The organism is Rhodoferax sp. (assembly GCF_012927445.1).
Taxonomy (GTDB): Bacteria; Pseudomonadota; Gammaproteobacteria; order Burkholderiales; family Burkholderiaceae_C; genus Rhodoferax.
On the sequence record NZ_JABBPD010000008.1, the window covers coordinates 432,944 to 450,583 of the forward strand.

General features: G+C 59.7%; 18 protein-coding genes and 1 pseudogene. 12 read left to right on the top strand and 7 right to left on the bottom strand.

Annotated features, from left to right (window positions below; genetic code table 11):
• Nucleotides 1-82: 82 nt before the first annotated feature.
• A complete protein-coding gene (locus HHJ17_RS17565; protein WP_296501838.1) occupies nt 83-1,282 on the bottom strand; it encodes an AAA family ATPase in 1,200 nt (399 codons plus the stop codon).
• A gap of 84 nt (nt 1,283-1,366) precedes the next feature.
• Between HHJ17_RS17565 and HHJ17_RS17570 the strand changes: the two are divergent.
• The 3 genes and pseudogenes from HHJ17_RS17570 to HHJ17_RS17580 all read left to right on the top strand — a co-directional run.
• Nucleotides 1,367-1,522, top strand: a pseudogene (locus HHJ17_RS17570) (ABC transporter permease); the annotation flags it as partial.
• A gap of 286 nt (nt 1,523-1,808) precedes the next feature.
• Nucleotides 1,809-3,959, top strand: coding sequence for an ATP-dependent DNA helicase DinG (gene dinG / locus HHJ17_RS17575; protein WP_296501839.1), 2,151 nt, complete (start codon nt 1,809-1,811; stop codon nt 3,957-3,959).
• A 54-nt stretch (nt 3,960-4,013) separates the two neighbouring features.
• Nucleotides 4,014-4,316: a hypothetical protein gene (locus HHJ17_RS17580; RefSeq protein WP_296501840.1), complete on the top strand. Its 303-nt coding sequence runs from the start codon at nt 4,014-4,016 to the stop codon at nt 4,314-4,316.
• Between the two features lie 51 nt (nt 4,317-4,367).
• Here the strand turns inward: HHJ17_RS17580 and HHJ17_RS17585 are convergent, their stop codons facing one another.
• The 5 genes from HHJ17_RS17585 to HHJ17_RS17605 form a co-directional block, all read right to left on the bottom strand.
• Nucleotides 4,368-4,982 (bottom strand): EcsC family protein, encoded by a 615-nt coding sequence (locus HHJ17_RS17585; protein WP_296501841.1) that lies wholly within the window; start codon nt 4,980-4,982, stop codon nt 4,368-4,370.
• Between the two features lie 67 nt (nt 4,983-5,049).
• Entirely contained in the window at nt 5,050-6,486 is a 1,437-nt protein-coding gene (locus HHJ17_RS17590; protein ID WP_296501842.1) for a 3'-5' exonuclease family protein, read from the bottom strand.
• 118 nt (nt 6,487-6,604) lie between these two features.
• The gene (locus HHJ17_RS17595) at nt 6,605-7,150 is read right to left on the bottom strand and encodes an NUDIX hydrolase (RefSeq protein ID WP_296501843.1); all 546 of its coding nucleotides are present in this window, start codon (nt 7,148-7,150) and stop codon (nt 6,605-6,607) included.
• Nucleotides 7,151-7,170: 20 nt separating this feature from the next.
• A complete protein-coding gene (locus HHJ17_RS17600) occupies nt 7,171-7,866 on the bottom strand; it encodes a fumarylacetoacetate hydrolase family protein (protein ID WP_296501844.1) in 696 nt (231 codons plus the stop codon).
• Nucleotides 7,867-7,902: 36 nt separating this feature from the next.
• Nucleotides 7,903-8,205, bottom strand: coding sequence for an antibiotic biosynthesis monooxygenase (locus HHJ17_RS17605; RefSeq protein WP_296501845.1), 303 nt, complete (start codon nt 8,203-8,205; stop codon nt 7,903-7,905).
• Nucleotides 8,206-8,357: 152 nt separating this feature from the next.
• Between HHJ17_RS17605 and HHJ17_RS17610 the strand changes: the two genes are divergently transcribed.
• The 7 genes from HHJ17_RS17610 (at nt 8,358) to pgeF (ending at nt 14,326) form a co-directional block, all read left to right on the top strand.
• A complete protein-coding gene (locus tag HHJ17_RS17610; protein WP_296501846.1) occupies nt 8,358-8,891 on the top strand; it encodes a YeeE/YedE thiosulfate transporter family protein in 534 nt (177 codons plus the stop codon).
• Nucleotides 8,888-9,466: a YeeE/YedE thiosulfate transporter family protein gene (locus HHJ17_RS17615; RefSeq protein WP_296501847.1), complete on the top strand. Its 579-nt coding sequence runs from the start codon at nt 8,888-8,890 to the stop codon at nt 9,464-9,466. The genes HHJ17_RS17610 and HHJ17_RS17615 overlap by 4 nt, the downstream gene beginning before the upstream one ends.
• 52 nt (nt 9,467-9,518) lie before the next feature.
• A complete protein-coding gene (locus HHJ17_RS17620) occupies nt 9,519-9,818 on the top strand; it encodes a hypothetical protein (protein WP_296501848.1) in 300 nt (99 codons plus the stop codon).
• A gap of 8 nt (nt 9,819-9,826) precedes the next feature.
• Nucleotides 9,827-10,462 carry a hypothetical protein gene (locus HHJ17_RS17625; RefSeq protein WP_296506697.1) on the top strand — a complete coding sequence of 212 codons (636 nt, stop codon included), beginning with the start codon at nt 9,827-9,829 and terminating at the stop codon, nt 10,460-10,462.
• A gap of 33 nt (nt 10,463-10,495) precedes the next feature.
• Complete coding sequence (locus HHJ17_RS17630) at nt 10,496-11,479, top strand: rhodanese-like domain-containing protein (RefSeq protein ID WP_296501850.1); 984 nt, start codon at nt 10,496-10,498, stop codon at nt 11,477-11,479.
• Nucleotides 11,480-11,603: 124 nt separating this feature from the next.
• Nucleotides 11,604-13,340: a 30S ribosomal protein S12 methylthiotransferase accessory factor YcaO gene (gene ycaO, locus HHJ17_RS17635; RefSeq protein WP_296501851.1), complete on the top strand. Its 1,737-nt coding sequence runs from the start codon at nt 11,604-11,606 to the stop codon at nt 13,338-13,340.
• Between the two features lie 206 nt (nt 13,341-13,546).
• Nucleotides 13,547-14,326 (top strand): peptidoglycan editing factor PgeF, encoded by a 780-nt coding sequence (gene pgeF, locus HHJ17_RS17640; RefSeq protein WP_296501852.1) that lies wholly within the window; start codon nt 13,547-13,549, stop codon nt 14,324-14,326.
• On the opposite strand, the gene HHJ17_RS17645 is transcribed toward pgeF, so the two are convergent.
• On the bottom strand, nt 14,258-14,536 hold the full coding sequence (locus HHJ17_RS17645) for a hypothetical protein (RefSeq protein ID WP_296501853.1): 279 nt from the start codon (nt 14,534-14,536) through the stop codon (nt 14,258-14,260). The two genes, pgeF and HHJ17_RS17645, sit on opposite strands and share 69 nt — an antisense overlap.
• A 103-nt stretch (nt 14,537-14,639) precedes the next feature.
• On the opposite strand from HHJ17_RS17645, the gene phaC reads away from it, so the two are divergent.
• The gene (gene phaC, locus HHJ17_RS17650; RefSeq protein WP_296501854.1) at nt 14,640-16,364 is read left to right on the top strand and encodes a class I poly(R)-hydroxyalkanoic acid synthase; all 1,725 of its coding nucleotides are present in this window, start codon (nt 14,640-14,642) and stop codon (nt 16,362-16,364) included.
• A gap of 89 nt (nt 16,365-16,453) precedes the next feature.
• The gene (locus tag HHJ17_RS17655; protein ID WP_296501855.1) at nt 16,454-17,632 is read left to right on the top strand and encodes an acetyl-CoA C-acetyltransferase; all 1,179 of its coding nucleotides are present in this window, start codon (nt 16,454-16,456) and stop codon (nt 17,630-17,632) included.
• The last annotated feature ends 8 nt before the right edge of the window (nt 17,633-17,640 follow it).

Sequence of the window (17,640 nt, forward strand, 5' to 3'; positions counted from 1 at the left end):
ATCAAGCTGGGGGTGAAATGCGACAAGTAGAGGGCCTTGCCCGCCAGCGTTGACTCGGTTGCGTTCGTGCGTGACTCGGTGCTCATACGGCTGCTCCCGTCTGACCCATCGCCAGGCTGCGATGCCACACCCACCAACGCTTGACGACGGTGAACTTGAAGCCAATTTCGCCATTGGCATGGCGCAGAAAATAATGGTCGCGCTCCAGCAGACGCGACAGTTCTATCCACTGTTGCTGCTCAATCAGGGGGTAGGCCGCCTTGGCCCGCCTGATGGCGTCGGCGATAGACAGGGTGCCGGTGCATGAGGCCACCGCATCCAGCAGGGCCAGACACTCGGCACGCTGATTGCCGTAGTAATCCGAGGTGCGATCTTCATAATGCTGCACATCCCAGGGGTTGTCGCTGGAATGAATGCCGTGTTCTATCACCGCGCTCACCGTTTGCATGTCAATGGGCTGTTGGAGTGACGCCGGGTTTTTAAGCAGCGCTGAGACGACGTGATGAATGTAAAACGGGATGCAGTCCAGCGATTTGGCGGTTTCTTCAAAAATGTCTTGCGTTGCAGCTATCAAGTTGTTGTCGATGAAAAGGCGCTCTAACAGCCCCGCCGCATCGGGGAGTGCCAGCGGTTCCACTTCGATCGACAGCATGTCGTTCACGGGCGTGTTGTTGTAGCCCTGCTCCTTGAGTCTGCGCACGATATGGTGCAAGCCCAATGAACCCGTGAACACCATGCGCAGCTTGTTGGCATGCTGCTGGCGCAGGGCGCGCAAGGTGTCGAGCAATTCCATGGCTTCTTGCGGGTTGGTCTTGGCGATGATTTCCAACATCCAGGGCAGTTCGTCCCACAAAAAAACAACCCGTTCGATGGCGTTGTTTTCGTCAAGATGCGCAATGGCATCGCCCAGCATTTGCTTCCATTGCTTGGTTGCAAAATTCGGCAATTTGAGGGGACCAATTTGTGTGCCACCTAACTGCTCCACCGTACTCTGCAACCAGTTCCTGAAATTGGTTTTGGCTTCGAGATGCGGGTAAAGATCGGCCATGACGTAATGCACAAACTCCGAAGCACTGCGAATGCCACCAATGTCCCGTTTGATAACAGCCCAGTTGTCTGGCGCAGTGGCTTTGAATTTTTCCAGGACGTGGGTTTTGCCGGTTCGTCGCTCTGCCACGATCAAAATACTTTGTTGATCAAGCGCTGACTGCAAGTAAGCAACGACTGTGTCGCGCCCCACGATGTCATCGAGCTGAAGAATGCCGCCTGGATTGGGTTTCATAATAAAAGACTTCTATTTACGATGAAATTATTGTACGTTTGTTTCAACGTGCGTTGGTAGCGATGTCTTCTGTTTTTCCGTATTGGCGGTGGCGTCGGTGATCTCGCCATCCGCTTTGGCTACTACCGCTACCAGACCGACGTGATGGTGGTCACGGTGGTGGCCTTGGTGGTGCTGGTGCAGATTGTGCAAATGGGCGGCGACTGGCTGGCCCGCCATGCGGATAAAAAAGACGTCTGATCGAGGCGCGCTTCAACTTGCCCGGTGTGGGCGGGCGCCAGCGGTCGATGGCGCCCGCCGTTATTTGCTATCTATGTCATAGCTGCTTGCGCAGATAAGACGGGGGCTGGCGGCTGATTTGTCATTAATTTCTGTTCTGACGCCAGTTGCCGGCACCCGCCCGCATCCCGACGGGCAGGATGGACGCGCGGGGAGCGCGACCGCCTGCATCGCGCCCGTGACATTAAGGCGGTGTAATAGAGGCTATGCAGATCAAACCAACCAATCAACACAATGGGTATTTCTCTTGAGCTCTGACGTTCTGGCTAAGCTGTCGCTGGCCGCCTTTGAGCGCGTGGTGAATGCCACCTCGGGCTTTCGTTCCCGCCCGGGCCAGCATGATATGGCGCAGCGCATTGCCAGCGCTTTATCGGGCGTGAACCTGGGCGAGCACCCCAACCCCGGCAAGGCCATCACCGTCATTCAGGCCGGCACCGGTGTCGGCAAGTCGGCGGCTTACCTGTCGACCACCGTGGCGATGGCGCTGGCGCTGAAAACCCGGGTGGTTGTGTCCACCGCCACCGTCGCTCTGCAAGAGCAGCTGATGACCAAGGACTTGCCGGCGCTGGCCGCCGTGCTGGAAACCCCTTTTGTTTTTGCTCTGGCCAAGGGCCGGGGCCGTTATGTGTGCAAACTCAAGCTGGAGCGCCTGGTGGGTCTCGGCGGGGACGAGGCGAGCGACGACCTGTTTGAGCCCGATGAGGACCAGCCGCCACCACGCAACGCCTATGCCAAACAACTGCAGGGCGAGGACCCGGAAGAGCGCCGTATGAAACTGTATGACTCGTTGGCGACGGCGCTGGCGAGCGGCAAATGGGACGGCGACCGCGACAACCTGGCCGAGCAGCCAGAGTCACGCGACTGGTCGGCGGTGGCGGCGGAGCGCCACACCTGCACCGCCCGGCACTGCCCGCGTTTTCGCGACTGCAGTTACTACAACGCCCGCACCAAGCTGGCCGAGGCCCAGGTGATCGTGGCCAACCACGATCTGGTGCTGGCCTCCTTGGGGCGCAAGGCGCTGCCCGAGCTGGACAACTGCCTGGTGGTGTTTGACGAAGGCCATCACCTGCCCGCCGTGGCGTTGGACCAGTTCTCCAGCAGCATGGATTTGTCCAGCCTGCGCTGGCTCGATAAACTGCCCAAAACCTTGCACGAGGTCAGTGGAAAAATTCACGTCGAACTGGCGCAGGATGTGAACACGCTGGCGCAGCAGCTCAAAACCGCGCTGTTTGACGTCGGCCGCATGGTGATGGATTTGCTCAACGTGAACGCCACCGGCTATGACGGTGTCTATCGCTTCAAGAACGGCGTGCTGCCCGCTGAGTTCACCGACCCCATCACCCTGATTCAGGGCCATGCTGCCGGCTTGTCGAAAGCGCTGGAAGCGCTGGGCGCCGAGGTGAAACTGCTGGCCAAAGAAGACCCGTCGCAAGCGGTGAGCTGTTCGCTGCTGTACGCCAAACTGGGTCAGTTGGCCCCCAAACTCGGCAGCGTGGTGGACACCAGCGGCCTGCTGCTGGAACACGGCCCGCAACCGCTGGCCAAGTGGCTCAAGTCCGATACCAGTTCCGGTCTGGTCTTTTTGACGGCCCACGCCTGCCCGATCGTGCCGGGCGACCTGCTGCGCCAATGCCTGTGGAGCCAGGTGCGCGGTGCGGTGGTGACCTCGGCCTCGCTCACCAGTTGCGGCAGTTTCGACTATTTCCTGAAAGAAGCCGGGCTGGTCAATAACCCCAATGTGTCAACGCTGGAGGTCGAAAGTCCCTTCAATTACAGCACCCAGGGCCAGCTGATCGTGGTGGAGACCGAGGCCGACCCGAAGAACGCCGAGGCCTACACCCGTGAGATGGTGGGCGAGTTATTGGCCGATTTAAGCCAGGTCGAACATGGTGCCTTGGTCCTGTTCACCTCGCGCGTGCAGATGAAGGCGGCGGTGGACGCACTGACCAGTACCTTGCAAGAGGTGGTGTTGGTGCAGGGCCAAATGGCACGCGGGCGCTTGCTGGCGACCCATCAGGCGCGGGTGGAGGCCGGGTTGCCGTCGGTCATTTTTGGGCTGCAGTCGTTTGGTGAGGGGCTGGACTTGCCCGGCAAGCTGTGCGAAACGGTGTTTATCGGCAAGCTGCCGTTCAGCCCGCCGTCCGATCCGGTGGAGGAGGCGCGTTCGGAGTGGCTCAAGAGCGTCGGGCGTGATCCGTTTTCGGAACTGGTGGTGCCGGCCACGGGCATCAAGCTGTTGCAGTGGACGGGCCGCGCCATTCGCACCGAAGAAGACCACGCCACCGTGATTTGTTACGACCGGCGCCTGTTGCGTCTGTCGTTTGGACGGCGCATGCTGCAGGGTTTGCCGCCTTATGCGCTGTCGCGCCGGGTCGCGGGCGTGGCGCTGGCGGTTTGAACGGTCTTGCATTTCCGGCAAGGGGCCGCAGTTAACTGTGAATAAAGGAGTTCAATGTTGAACCAGATGATGAGAACGATTTTTGGCCTGATTTTTCGGGCCGTGTTGTTGGTCGCCGGGCTGATTTTCATGGCCAGTCTGGTGGTGGCCGGCATGCTGCTGCTGGCGGTCTGGCTGGTGCAGGCGCTGTGGGCCCGTTTGACGGGACAGCCGGTGCGGCCGTGGACGTTTCAGGTCAACCGGCAGGCGATGTGGAACCGCTTTTACCGCGCGCCGGGGGCGGGTCGTCCAGCCCAGCGCGACGATTCGAATGTGATCGATGTGGAGCCTAAGGACGTCAAGCTGCGGGATGACTGATTCGCTATTTATTTAATAGCTGATTGCGCATAGGGGACGGGGGCTGGAGGCCTAATCTTCTTTTAAATCCAGGATGATGTCTTTGGAGAACAGCTCAATGGCTGTTTTCGCAACCTGGGTGGTGTCAAAGTAGGCGTAGGCGCCGACGCCGACGGCACCGATCAGGGGAACGAAGCGGGAAACACCCTTGCCGATGATGTTTTGCGTGACTTTGACGCCCAGCGTTCGCGCTGCCGACTGAATAAACGCCAGCGACGCCTGCTGAATCACAAAGCGCTCGCCGACGCGCACCACCACATCGCGAAAAAGCTGCGCCGAGACGTGCTTGAACAGGCAATAGATCATTTGCTCGCGACTCAGGGACGCGCTCTTGCCATAGACCGCCGCGATGTCGGCGACCATTTGCGCCTGCAGTTTCCACACCCCCACCAGTTCCGGCAGGATCGTCAGCCAGCCCAGAAAACCCGGCGGCAAGGCCAGTGAACCGGCCATCAGGCTGGCTTGTCGGGCGGCCGTGCGGCCAATGGCGCGGGCCCGTCCTGGGGCTCGTTCAACGGGACTTTCGCTGGAGGCGGGGACGTGCAGCACCAGGTTCAGGATGGCGTCGCCGACTTTGTGGCGCAGGTCGTGGGGCGGTTCAATCAGGGCAATGGCGTTTTTCGACATGGTGGCCAATTATGTCGCTGCGCCCGCGGCTGCTGTCGTGGGGCGGGGTTAAACCCCTAAGCCCAATTCAGGGCGCGTACTCGACCAAGTCATCAATGGGGGCCGCGGCGAAGTGGAGCAGCGCCGGGCCGGACTTGCCCGGCGACGGGAGGTGTTTGAGCAGCAAGCGGTAGGTGTCCAGATCAAACGCCAGAGGGCGACTGCTGCTCAGCGCCTCGGCCAGTTCGGCCTCGTCATGCACGGTGGCCAGATGGCACCATTGGTCGAAGACGTGAATGTCGGTGCGGCCGGTCTGCGGGTTGTGTTCGCGCAAACCCACTTTACCCGGATGGGGCCACAGTTGCAGCTTTTGTGCGCTGAGCGCCAGTTGCAGCCGCAGGTGGTGCCGTTCAGGCTTCTCGGCGCCGCAGCACACGCCTTGGCAGCGGCTTATTTGGTGGGCAAAGCAGCGGCCTTTGCCGGACTCCAGTCCCAGCGCCTGCAGGCACAGGCTGTGGGTGTCGGCCAGTTCACGCAGGCTGGATATCGCCTGATTTTTGGAGCGGTAAATACCATACAGCTGGCCAAATTCCCGCGGCTGCAACTCATCACCGCGCACCAGACTGAGCAAGGGGTTGGCCAGAGGGTTGTCGCTCAGCCGCCAGGCGCACAGGGTGCGTTCGCGGCGCAACTGGCGGTTGTAGACGGGTTGCTGCTCTTTGACCAGCCGGGCCTCCAGCAGCAGGGCGCCGAGTTCGCCCGCGGTTTCAATCCATTCAATGCGCCGAATCTCCTGGGCAATGCGCATCTCGCGCGCTTGCCGGCTGGCTGCCTGAAAATGCGCCATCACCCGGCTGCGCAGCTTGATACTTTTGCCGATGTACAAGGGCAGCGGGCCTTCGCCATAAAACAGGTAGACGCCCGCAGTTTCGGGGATATCCCCCACATGGGTTTCCAGTTGCGGCGGCAGGGCGGCGCTGCCTTGCAGCAGGGTGAGCGCCTGGCGGCTGATCTGTTCGGCGCCCAGCTCGCTGGCAGCGATGACGAGCCAGGCCAGCACCATGTCGACATCGCCCATGGCGCGATGCCGGGCGCTGGTGGTGAGGCCGTGGCGTTGCATGATGGCGTCCAGACCGTGGCTGCGGTGCTGTGGATAGAGCAGGCGCGACAGGCGTACCGTGCACAGCGTTTTGGCGCGCAGCGTAACGTCGATGCGGGCAAATTCATTGAGCAGAAAGCCGTGGTCAAAACGCACGTTATGGGCCACCAGCACGGCATCTTTCAGCATCGCCAGCAAGCGCGGGGCGACGGTTTCAAAGCCCGGCGCCTCCCGCACCATGACATTGCTGATGCCGGTCAGGTTCTGGATGAAGGACGAAATCGGTGTGCCGGGATTGACCAGCGTGCTCCAGCGGTCCACCTCCCGTCCGCCTTCCATGCGCACGGCCGCAATTTCGGTGATACGGTCAAGCACCGGGTTGCCGCCGGTGGTTTCCAGGTCAAGCAGAACGTAGCAGGGCAGCATCGGGCGTGGCAGAACGGGTTAGCAAAACATCAGCGCCAGCCAGGCCGGGTCATCGATGACATTGATCAGCAGGAAGCCGCCGATGCGGTAAACCCACAGTTCAACACGTTCCCGCACGTCAGAGGATATCAATGGCATGAATCGAGAAGTGGCCGGCGCGGCGGTCTGCAAAGTAGCGTTCCAGCGTTTCCTTGACGGTTCTGAACGCAATTTCTTCCCAGGGAATTTCGTCTTCGGTAAACAGCCGGGCCTCGATGGTCTCAAAGCCGGGGGCGAAGATGTCGCTCAGCAGCTTGGCCCGGTAAAACATGTGCACTTGCCCAACGCGGGCGACGTTGACCAGCGTGAAAAAACCTTCCATTTCGAACTGGGCGCCCGATTCTTCCAGCGTTTCGCGGGCCGCGCCTTCGGCCACCGTTTCATTCAGTTCCATGAAACCGGCTGGCAGCGTCCACTTGCCCCAACGCGGCTCAATGTTGCGTTTGCACAGCAGGACTTTATCGCCCCAATGCGGCACGGTGCCGACCACGTTGAGCGGGTTTTCATAGTGGATGGTGCTGCAGGCCTCGCAGATGGCGCGCTCCTTGGTGTCGCCATCGTCCGGGATCCGGTAAATCACGGCCGTGCCGCAGTTTTTGCAGTGTTTGATGGGGGTGCGAAACATAAAAGCAGTGTAATGCGGCCTTACTTGACGGCGATCTGGAGGGTCTCCAGCCCGGTCACGCTACCCCGCAAGGTGTCGCCCGGCACGACTGCGGCCACGCCCGCTGGCGTGCCGGTATAGATCAAATCGCCGGGCTGGAGTTCCCAGGCTGCCGACAGGTGTTCAATGGTCTCGGCCATGTTCCAGATCAGTTTGGACACCTGGCTGTGCTGGCGCTCCTGGCCGTTCACCTGCAGGTCAATTTCGGCGGTGGCGATGTCGCCAGCGGCGGCGGTCGGGGTGATGGGGCCGATCGGGGCCGATTGGTCAAACGCCTTGCCGATGCACCAGGGGCGGCCCTGTTTTTTCATCTCGTTTTGCAGGTCGCGGCGCGTCATGTCCAGACCGACGGCATAACCAAAAATGTGCTTGTGGGCGTCGGCCGCCTTGATGTTTTTACCGCCGCTGCCAATCGCCACCACCAGTTCGATTTCATGGTGCAGGTTCTGGGTGAGGCTGGGGTAGGGCAGGGTGCCGGTCGCGCCCGCGTTGACCACGACCAGTGCATCGGTCGGTTTCAGGAAAAAGAAGGGCGGCTCGCGGCCGGTAAAGCCCATTTCTTTGGCGTGTTCTTCGTAGTTGCGCCCCACACAGTAGATGCGGTGAACCGGAAAACGCGCAGTCGTGCCGACGATGGGCACAGACACGGTGGGAGCGGGATTAAAAACGTAGTGCATGGACGACTTTCTTGCAAAAAGTGGGACAAATTCAGTTCAGGCTGACTTTGCCACCAGTTCAAAGTGCTCGACCACCGGGGCGCCTGCAAAAAACGGTCCCACGATGGCACGCCATTCGGCAAACGCAGGCGATTCGCGAAAGCCCACCGTGTGGTCTTCCAGCGTGTCCCAGAAGATTTGCAGAATGTAGCGCTCCGCATTTTCAATGCCCCGGTTGACCTTGTAGCCCTGAAACCCTTTGGCGCCATGGATCACGGTTTTCAAACCGCGTTGGATGGCTTCTTCAAAAGCGGCATTCTGGCCAGGGTGGATGCGGAAGTCGGCAAGTTCGAGGATCATAAAAGTCTCCGGTAAGTCGTTGGTGGTGGGCTGGCGGGCAAGTCTAACGGCAGTCCGGGTTTCACCGATTGACAGGCTTTGCAGATTTAAATAGCATTAATTGCTTATTTATGAAATTAAGCTGATGCCTTCGTCAAAATTCAGGAGAACCAATGCAGATTTCCGATGCGTGTGAAATACCGGAGCGGCCTTATTGGCCCGCGTGGCTGGCTGGACTGGCCTTGGGGCTGGTGCTGTTGTTAACCTTTGTGGTGACGGGGCATGGCTTGGGGGCCACCGGTTTTACCACGCGCCTGAGTGCCTGGCTGGGTGATGCGGTGGCGCCGAACTGGACGCAGGGCAATGACTATCTTGGTCCAATGCTGGAGGGCGGCCCGGTGCTTTCGTCCTGGATCACGTGGCAGGTGCTGGGTGTCTTTGCTGGCGCGTTGGTGTCCGCCTTGTTGGCGCACCGGGTTCGGTGGCGGGTGGAAGGGGCTTTGTCGTCGGGGCGTAGCACGCGCTTGTTGAAGGCGCTGGTCGGCGGTGTGCTGGCTGGTTTTGGCGCGCGTATTGCGGCGGGTTGTACCAGTGGTCTTGGTCTGTCGGGCTCCGCCGTTCTGGGTGTTGCCGGTTTTGTGTTTCTCGGTGCGTTTTTTGCCGCCGGTTTGATCGTGTCACGTGTGACCGGCGGAGGTGTGAAATGACGGCATTGTTGGCGCTAAGTGGTCCAGTGTCGGGTCTGTTGCTCGGCTTTGGTTTTGGTTTTGTGCTGGAGCGTGCCGGCTTTGGCAGCGGATGCAAGTTGACGGCGCAGTTTCGCCTGACCGACTGGTCGGTGTTCAAGGTCATGTTCACGGCGATCGTTTTTGCCGCTGTCGGCATTTACTTTTTGGAGTTGGCCGGCTGGGTGAAAGCCGACGCGATCTACGTACCCGCACCCTATCTCTGGGCTGTTGTGGCTGGCGGCGTTCTGATTGGTGCCGGTTTTGCCATCGGAGGCTATTGCCCGGGCACTTCCGCCGTCGGCTTGATGACCGGACGCTTTGATGCGCTGGTGTTTTTCGCCGGCCTGTTCATCGGCACCTTTGCGTTCGCCCGCCTGTTCCCCTGGCTAGACCAACTCACCACCGCTGGTGAATTCACGGCGGGCGATCGTCTGCCGGACGCGCTGGGGGTGCCGGAATGGCTGGTGCTGGCGGTGCTGGTGGCGGCGGCCATCGGCGTGTTTTATTTAGGCGGCTGGTTTGAGCGCCGGGCGCGCCAGCGCGGACTGGTCTGACGCTGGTTTGTCCCCACCCCATTTTTCAATTAATTTTTAACGGAGTTTGATCATGAAAAATTCTCGCACCCAGTTGGGCTCGCTGGTATCAGCCTTGGCCATGGCTTTGCTGACCGTGCCGGTGGCCACCGTGGCCATCGCGGCGGATGCGCCGACCCCAGCCGCGTCGGCCCCGTGTGCCGCCGGTAATCCGTGCGCCGCCAAAAAGCGGGCTGCCAAAGCCGGCAATCCCTGTGCCGGCAACCCGTGCGCTGGCATGCGCAAGCGTGCGGCCAAAGACGACGCCAACCCCTGCGCGGGCGCGGGCCGCAAGCGCAACAGTGACAACCCCTGCGCCGGGAAAACCAAATAGGTTAACGCGTGATGGTTGCCGAAGTTGCCAGGCAAGAGGCCGCCAAGTCCGCACTGCAGCGTCAGTTGTGTTTGGCGCGTCGCGGGCGTTCCATGCTGCACCCGTTCACCGGGCGCAGCGCCCGGTTTGAGGCCTGGCAGCACTACCCGGCCAACGACGTGATGGACCGCACCGGTCACTGGCAGTTTTACTTTCACGCGCATGACGCGGGTGATACGCGGCATGCACTGGAGCACGGCCATATTCACCTGTTCCGGCGCGATCCGGCAGGGCGCTTGTCGCATCTGGCGGGCCTGTCGCTGGATGCGCGTGGTTTGCCTTTGACCTGGTTTGCCACCAACCAGTGGGTGACGGGGGAGCGCTGGATGTCCGCGCGCCAGTTGGTGCCAGGGCTGAACGACATCCAGTTGCGCTTGCGCGGACCCTTGTCGGGTGTGGCGCTGTGGCTGACCGACCTGGTCCGGGTCTATGCCGCTCCCTTGCGCGACATGTTGCAGGCGCGCGATGAAGCCATGACGCGCTATTGCGAGCAACACCAAATCAGCCGTCAGGCGGCCTGGGCGGATCGCCGTGTGGCGGTGTGGAGTGAGAGTCCCATCCACTGGCCGGCAGATGCCTTGCAGCTGCAGGGCGCAAGTTTCTAGTCGGCTTATTTATTACAACAGAAGGAGTGCAAGATGAAACAGAAAATTCAATACATGACCGGGGTTGCCCTGTTGGGGCTGACGCAATGGGCCTGTGCCCTGCAAGTGCCCGGTCCCGTGGTGGACGGCGACTGGCTGGTCAAAAACAAGGCCGAGGTGCAGGTGCTGGACATTCGACCCAACCAGAAGTCTTTTTTGCTGGCACCTCAATATGAGACCGACAAGAAGACCGGCAAAAAGGTGCTGGTCGAGTTGGGCGGGCACATTGCAGAGGCGTCCTTGGTGGACCCCCGCACCACCCGGGTTGAGCGCACGTTTGGTACCTTGAAGGTCAAGTACATGCTGCCCGAGCGCGCTGAGTTCGAAAAAATGGCGCGCAAGTGGGGTGTGCAAGCTGGCCGCCCCATCATCATCGTGGCAGCCGGTCAAGATGCTACCGACATGAACGACGCAGCCCGTCTGTACTGGCAGTTCAAGGTGTATGGGGAAGACAATATTGCCTTGGTCAATGGTGGTACCGCGGCTTGGCTGGCGGAAGGACGTGAAGTCACAGTCGCCGCGAGCAAGACGGTTGACGGTAACTGGGTCGGCAAATCCGAGCGCAGCGAGATGCTGGCCACGTCGGACGATGTCGAAAAAGCCATCGCCAGCAAGTCGTCCCAACTGGTGGACGCCCGCAACACGTCGCAGTACCTGGGCTTGAGCAAGCGCGATTACGTGTTTGGCTACGGACATCTGTCGGGCGCCAAAAATGTGTCGTCGGACTTGCTGGTCACCGAGGCGGGCGACGCCGCGCGCCTGTTGTCAGCGGCCACCTACCGCGATATTTACAAGGCCAGTGGCATTGACCCGCAAGCGGCTGCCATTACCTATTGCAACAGTGGGCATCTGGCAGCTGGCAACTGGTTTGTTTTGTCCGAGATTCTGGGCAACAAGCAGACCCGGCTGTATGACGGTTCGATGCACCAGTGGACACTGGAAAAGCGGCCGCTGGAGTCGGTGGCCAGGGCACTCTGATGACCTGAGCCATCCACAGCGATGGCCCCCCGGAACCGGCAGCTTGCTTCATGCAACTGCCGGTTTTGTCTATTTTGGCGCTGCTCTTGTTCCTCGATCTGGGGTGTGCGGTATGCTGTCATCCATGCAAACTGAAAACTTTATTCCTGGCAAAGATGCCTCGCTCGAATCCACCATCAAGACCATGCAAGCCAAGCTGCAGGCACTCGGTTTTCATATTGAGGAGCGTTCCTGGCTGAACCCGGTCGACGGCATCTGGTCGGTGCATATTCGGGACCGTGATTGCCCGCTCTTGTTTACCAATGGCAAGGGCGCCACCCGGCTGGCCTGTCTGGCCAGTGCCTTGGGCGAGTTTTTTGAACGCCTCTCCACCAATTATTTCTGGACGCACTACTACCTGGGCCCCAAGGTGGCCGATCGGCACCATGTGCATTACCCGCAGGAGCGCTGGTTTGCGCCGGCAGAAGATGGCAGTTGGCCGGTCGATTTGTTGAACCCCGGTTTGCACAAGTTTTACAACCCGGAAGGAAGCATTGACGCCAGCAGCCTGGTTGAGTTCAACTCCGGCAACGCCGAGCGGGGTATTTGCGCCATTCCCTATGTGCGGGAGCGGGATGGCGTCACCACCTATTTTCCGGTCAACATCATTGGCAACCTGTATGTGAGTAACGGCATGTCCGCCGGCAACACCCAGGCCGAGGCGCGCACGCAGGCCTTGTCGGAAATCTTTGAGCGGCACATCAAGGGCCGCATCATCAGCGAAGGCATCTGTTTGCCTGATGTGCCTGAAGCGGTCATCGCCCGCTTTCCGCGCATTGCGGCCGGTATCAAGGCTTTGCGTGCCGCCGGATTCGGCATTTTGGTGAAGGACGCCTCTTTGGGTGGCCAGTACCCGGTCATGAACGTGACGCTGTTGCACCCCGAAGACCAGGGTTGCTTTGCCAGCTTTGGCGCGCACCCGCGCTTTGAAATTGCGCTGGAGCGGGCTTTGACCGAACTGTTGCAGGGCCGTGCGCTGGACTCACTGGCCGGTTTTCCGGTGCCCGGATTTGATCTGGAAGAAGTGGCCAGCTCGCCCAATATCGAAATCCATTTTGTTGATTCGAGCGGTGTTATTCACTGGAAATTCCTGGGCAATACACCCGACTACGAGTTTTGCGATTGGAACTTCAGCACCAGCACCGCCGAAGACTACGCCTGGGCTGTCGATCGCATTCACCGCGAAGGGCGAGAAATCTACATTGCCGACTTCACCCATCTCGGCGTCTATGCCTGCCGCGTTCTGGTGCCCGGCATGTCCGAGATTTACCCGGTTGACGACCTTGAGTTCGAGAACAACAGCGTGGGCAACGACCTGCGCGAAGCCATTCTGAACCTGCCCGATCTGGACGACGAAGAGTGCTCTCAACTTCTGGAGGCGCTGAATGAATCTGGTCTGGCCGACCAACGCCCGGTGGCGGCGGTTATTGGCCTGGCGGCCGATGCCGGTTCGTTCTGGAGCGACCTGCGCGTAGGCGAACTCAAAACCTTGCTGGCGCTGGCCGTCGGTGATGAAGCCGCCACGCTGGAAGGCTGTGACTGGGTCAAGCACTTTGATCAGCTCAACCCCCAGCGGCGTGCGGTGTACGCGTGCATTGAAAGCCTGATCAACCTGGCCGACATGGGTGACACCGGTCCTTACCTCGACTCCTTGCGCCAGCTTTACGGCGCGGGCGCGGTGACGCAGGCCCGGGCGCTCATCATGCAAACTGATCGCTTCATGGGACTTACCGCGCCTGGGCTGATGCTGAACGGCTGCGAAATGCACCACAAGCTGCTGGCGGCGTATGACAAGGTGCATGTGCGTCCAGCGGGTTATTAATGAGTGGCCGTCATGGCGGATCAGTCCGCCATGATTGCTGCTAGAAGCTTGCAATAACCGTCTAAATAGCACTTATTGATGTCTTCTTCGTTCATGAAGCTTGCTAACTACTTTCGTTCTTCTCCCGCGTTGCCGTTGCGCATCGCACGGGATAGAGGACTTAGCCAGCTAATGGTCCGGACCATGAAGCGAAGCGAGGCCTGACTGTGAACCCCGACTGGCTTGTTCCCCAATGGCCAGCGCCAGCGCATGTGCATGCGGTGTGTACCACGCGTGCCGGCGGCACCTCGGTGGCACCTTATGACTCACTCAACCTGGGCGACCATGTGGGCGATCGACCGGAGGCTGTGGCGGCCAATCGCGCCATTCTCCGGCAGGCGATAGGGGTACACCCCGTTTTTTTAACGCAGGTGCATGACACCCAGGTGGTGCGGCTTTCGGGCAGCACCGCGCAGGGCACGCCGGCGGATGGCTGCCTCACCGATCAGCCTCGCGTGGCCTGCACCATCATGGTGGCCGATTGCCTGCCCGTCCTGCTCACCAACGTGCAGGGGAGCTGGGTGGCGGCGGCGCACGCCGGCTGGCGTGGCTTGGTGGGGCTGGGTGGTCAGGGTATTCTTGAGCAAATATTTGAGAGTTTTGATGCGCTAGCGACCGTCGAACCTGCGCAGAGTGCTGCTGAAATAATAGCGTGGCTGGGACCTTGCATTGGCCCGGAATCGTTTGAAGTTGGCGACGAGGTGCGCGATGCATTTGTGGCGCATGACCCGGCCGCCTTGACCCTGTTCACGTCCCAAGCCAGCGGCAAGTGGCTGGCAGACCTGCAGGGCCTGGCGCGTTTGCGCTTAGCCGCTTTGGGGGTAACCCAAATTTTCGGCAACGATGGCAGTCGCGCCTGGTGCACTGTCAGTCAGCCGTCACGGTTCTTTTCCTACCGGCGCGATCACGTCAGCGGCCGCATGGCGGCCTGCATCTGGCGCGACTGAATGAGCCGCCGCCCACTCCGCTGCTTCTTTGGCCTTGATCGCGCGGCGTCGGGCCGGCGAGCCCATCAGGTAAACCACCAGGGCCACGGGGCCCAAACCATAAAGTAAAAAGGTAATAACCGCACCCAGCACTGTGCCATTTGAGTTGGTGGCTTCGGCGACGGCCATCATGAGGGCAACATATAACCAGGCAATGGGTACGATGTACATGGATAACTAAGTTAGTTGACGTTTGAAAAAATGTCAGTTTTTGGAAGGGGTAGGCCTAGATACTACGGCTTATACCAATAAGTAGATATTTTGAGGACACAACATGACACAGGATTCTCCCGAATTTTGGGCGCAGTCGGCCCAGCAATTTCAACAATCTTTGACTGAGGGCTGGAGCAAAGCCTTTCAGTCATTCCAGAACATGGATCTGGGCAAAGCGGATGCCGATGGGGCCGCCCCCGCCGCCCAGCCGCCCGCGATCCACTTTTCACAAGAGCGCCTGCAGGAGTTGCAGCAGCAATACCTCAAGGATGCCGCCGGACTCTGGACGAAGGACGTGCAGGGCACACCGCCGCCCGCCGACAAGCGCTTTGCCGCTGAAGCCTGGGGCGCCAATCCGATTTCCGCTTTTTCGGCCGCCGCCTACCTGCTCAACGCCCGCACCATGATGGGCATGGCCGATGCCGTGGAAACGGATGAAAAAACCCGGGCCCGTATTCGTTTCGCGGTGGAACAATTAACAGCGGCGAGCGCGCCCAGCAACTTCATGGCGTTCAATGCCGAGGCGCAAAAGAAGGCGATCGACACCAAAGGCGAAAGTATTGCCAAAGGCCTGCAAAACCTGCTCCACGACATGCGCCAGGGCCATGTCTCCATGACCGACGAAAGCGTGTTTGAAGTCGGCAAAAATGTCGCCACCACCGAAGGCGCTGTGGTGTTCGAGAACGAGTTGTTCCAGCTGATCGAATACAAGCCACTGACGGCCACGGTGTTTGAAAAGCCTTTTCTGCTCATTCCGCCGAACATCAACAAGTTCTATATCCTGGACCTGCAACCAGAAAACTCGCTGATTCGCTACGCCGTAGCGCAAGGCAACCGTACCTTTGTGGTGAGCTGGCGCAATCCGGACGCTTCATTGGCCCAAAAAACCTGGGACGACTACGTCGAAGATGCTGCTATTAAAGCGATAGCTGTCACGCAAGAGATCACGGGCGCCAAGAGCATTAATGCCTTGGGCTTCTGTGTCGGTGGCACCATCTTGGGCACTGCGCTGGCGGTGCTGGCGGCGCGGGGTGAAAAGCCGGTGGCCAGTGCCACCTTGCTCACCTCGATGCTTGATTTCAGTGACACCGGTATTCTGGATCTCTTCATCGATGAAGGCTTTGTGAAGTACCGGGAAAAAGAAATGGGCAAGGGCGGTTTGATGAAGGGGCAAGACCTTTCTTCCACCTTCAGTTTCTTGCGGCCCAACGACCTGGTCTGGAACTATGTGGTGGGCAACTACCTCAAGGGCGAAACACCGCCCCCGTTTGACCTGTTGTACTGGAACAGCGATTCCACCAATCTGGCCGGCCCTTTTTATGCCTGGTATCTGCGCAACACCTACCTGGAAAACAAGCTGGTCAAGCCCGGTGCTGCCGTTGTCTGTGGCGAAAAGGTTGATTTGGGCAACGTCGACATCCCGGTCTATATCTATGGCTCGCGTGAAGACCATATTGTCCCGATTGGCGGCGCCTACGCCTCGACCCAGTTCTTGCCCGGTAAAAAACGCTTCGTGATGGGGGCTTCCGGTCACATTGCGGGCGTCATCAACCCACCGGCCAAGAACAAGCGCAGCCACTGGCTGCGCGAAGACGGCAAGTTTCCCAAAACCCATGCCGAATGGCTGGCGGGCGCAACCGAGCACACCGGTAGCTGGTGGACCGACTGGTCCAGCTGGCTTGCCGCGCAAGCTGGCAAACAGATTCCTGCGCCCAAGAGCTATGGCAAAGGCAAATACAAAGCCATCGAAGCCGCCCCCGGCCGCTACGTCAAGGCCAAAGCTTAATTTTTGTTAATGAGTGAGAGACAGAACGGATCTACTTTGTAGTCTTGGGACTGTCTCGCAATTTTTGTTATTACCAAGGAGAGAAAAAAATGGAAGATATCGTTATTGTTTCAGCCGCTCGCACTGCCGTCGGTAAATTCGGCGGAACCCTCGCCAAAACACCTGCGCCCGAACTCGGTGCTGCGGTGATCAAGGAATTGCTGGCCCGCACCGGTCTGGGTGTTGACCAGATCGGCGAAGTTATCCTGGGCCAGGTGCTGGCAGCAGGCTCTGGCCAAAATCCGGCCCGCCAATCACTGATCAAGAGCGGCCTGGCCAAGGAAACGCCCGCCCTGACCATCAACGCTGTGTGCGGCTCCGGCCTCAAAGCGGTGATGCTGGCTGCGCAATCGATTGCGTACGGCGACAGCGAAATCGTGATTGCCGGTGGGCAGGAAACCATGAGCGCCGCCCCCCACGTTTTGATGGGTTCGCGTGACGGCCAGCGCATGGGCGACTGGAAGATGATTGACTCCATGATTGTGGACGGCCTGTGGGACGTCTACAACCAGTACCACATGGGCATTACCGCTGAGAACGTGGCCAAGCAATACGGCATCACGCGCGACATGCAAGATGCCCTGGCCCTGGCCAGCCAGCAAAAAGCGGCGGCCGCCCAAGACGCCGGCAAGTTCAAAGATGAAATTGTGCCGTTCCTGATCGCCCAGAAAAAGGGCGATTCAATCGTTTTTTCTGCTGACGAATACATCAACCGCAAGACCAATGCCGACGTGTTGGCCGGTCTGCGCCCGGCGTTTGACAAAGCCGGTAGCGTCACGGCCGGCAATGCCTCCGGTATCAACGACGGCGCCGCGGCCGTGATGGTGATGACCGCAAAAAAAGCGGCTGCCCTGGGTCTGACACCCATGGGTCGTATTGCCAGCTTTGCCACCAGTGGCCTGGACCCGGCACTGATGGGCATGGGCCCGGTCTCGGCCTCGCAAAAAGCGTTGGCACGTGCCGGCTGGAATGCGGCTGACCTGGATTTGATGGAAATTAACGAGGCTTTTGCCGCGCAAGCATGTGCGGTGAATCAGCAAATGGGTTGGGATACCTCCAAAATCAACGTTAACGGTGGCGCCATTGCGATTGGTCATCCCGTGGGGGCGTCCGGTTGTCGCATACTTGTTACGTTGTTGCATGAAATGCAGCGTCGCAATGCGAAAAAGGGCCTTGCCAGCCTGTGTATCGGTGGCGGTATGGGGGTTGCCCTAACTGTCGAGCGCTGATTTTTCGC

Bases quoted from the DNA above. Each gene is read 5' to 3' on its own strand.
- HHJ17_RS17565 (WP_296501838.1), bottom strand. From the start codon at position 1,282: ATGAAACCCAATCCAGGCGGCATTCTTCAGCTCGATGACATCGTGGGG.
- HHJ17_RS17580 (WP_296501840.1), top strand. From the start codon at position 4,014: ATGTTGAACCAGATGATGAGAACGATTTTTGGCCTGATTTTTCGGGCC.
- HHJ17_RS17585 (WP_296501841.1), bottom strand. From the start codon at position 4,982: ATGTCGAAAAACGCCATTGCCCTGATTGAACCGCCCCACGACCTGCGC.
- HHJ17_RS17590 (WP_296501842.1), bottom strand. From the start codon at position 6,486: ATGCTGCCCTGCTACGTTCTGCTTGACCTGGAAACCACCGGCGGCAAC.
- HHJ17_RS17595 (WP_296501843.1), bottom strand. From the start codon at position 7,150: ATGTTTCGCACCCCCATCAAACACTGCAAAAACTGCGGCACGGCCGTG.
- HHJ17_RS17600 (WP_296501844.1), bottom strand. From the start codon at position 7,866: ATGCACTACGTTTTTAATCCCGCTCCCACCGTGTCTGTGCCCATCGTC.
- HHJ17_RS17605 (WP_296501845.1), bottom strand. From the start codon at position 8,205: ATGATCCTCGAACTTGCCGACTTCCGCATCCACCCTGGCCAGAATGCC.
- HHJ17_RS17610 (WP_296501846.1), top strand. From the start codon at position 8,358: ATGCAGATTTCCGATGCGTGTGAAATACCGGAGCGGCCTTATTGGCCC.
- HHJ17_RS17615 (WP_296501847.1), top strand. From the start codon at position 8,888: ATGACGGCATTGTTGGCGCTAAGTGGTCCAGTGTCGGGTCTGTTGCTC.
- HHJ17_RS17620 (WP_296501848.1), top strand. From the start codon at position 9,519: ATGAAAAATTCTCGCACCCAGTTGGGCTCGCTGGTATCAGCCTTGGCC.
- HHJ17_RS17630 (WP_296501850.1), top strand. From the start codon at position 10,496: ATGAAACAGAAAATTCAATACATGACCGGGGTTGCCCTGTTGGGGCTG.
- ycaO (WP_296501851.1), top strand. From the start codon at position 11,604: ATGCAAACTGAAAACTTTATTCCTGGCAAAGATGCCTCGCTCGAATCC.
- HHJ17_RS17645 (WP_296501853.1), bottom strand. From the start codon at position 14,536: ATGTACATCGTACCCATTGCCTGGTTATATGTTGCCCTCATGATGGCC.
- phaC (WP_296501854.1), top strand. From the start codon at position 14,640: ATGACACAGGATTCTCCCGAATTTTGGGCGCAGTCGGCCCAGCAATTT.
- HHJ17_RS17655 (WP_296501855.1), top strand. From the start codon at position 16,454: ATGGAAGATATCGTTATTGTTTCAGCCGCTCGCACTGCCGTCGGTAAA.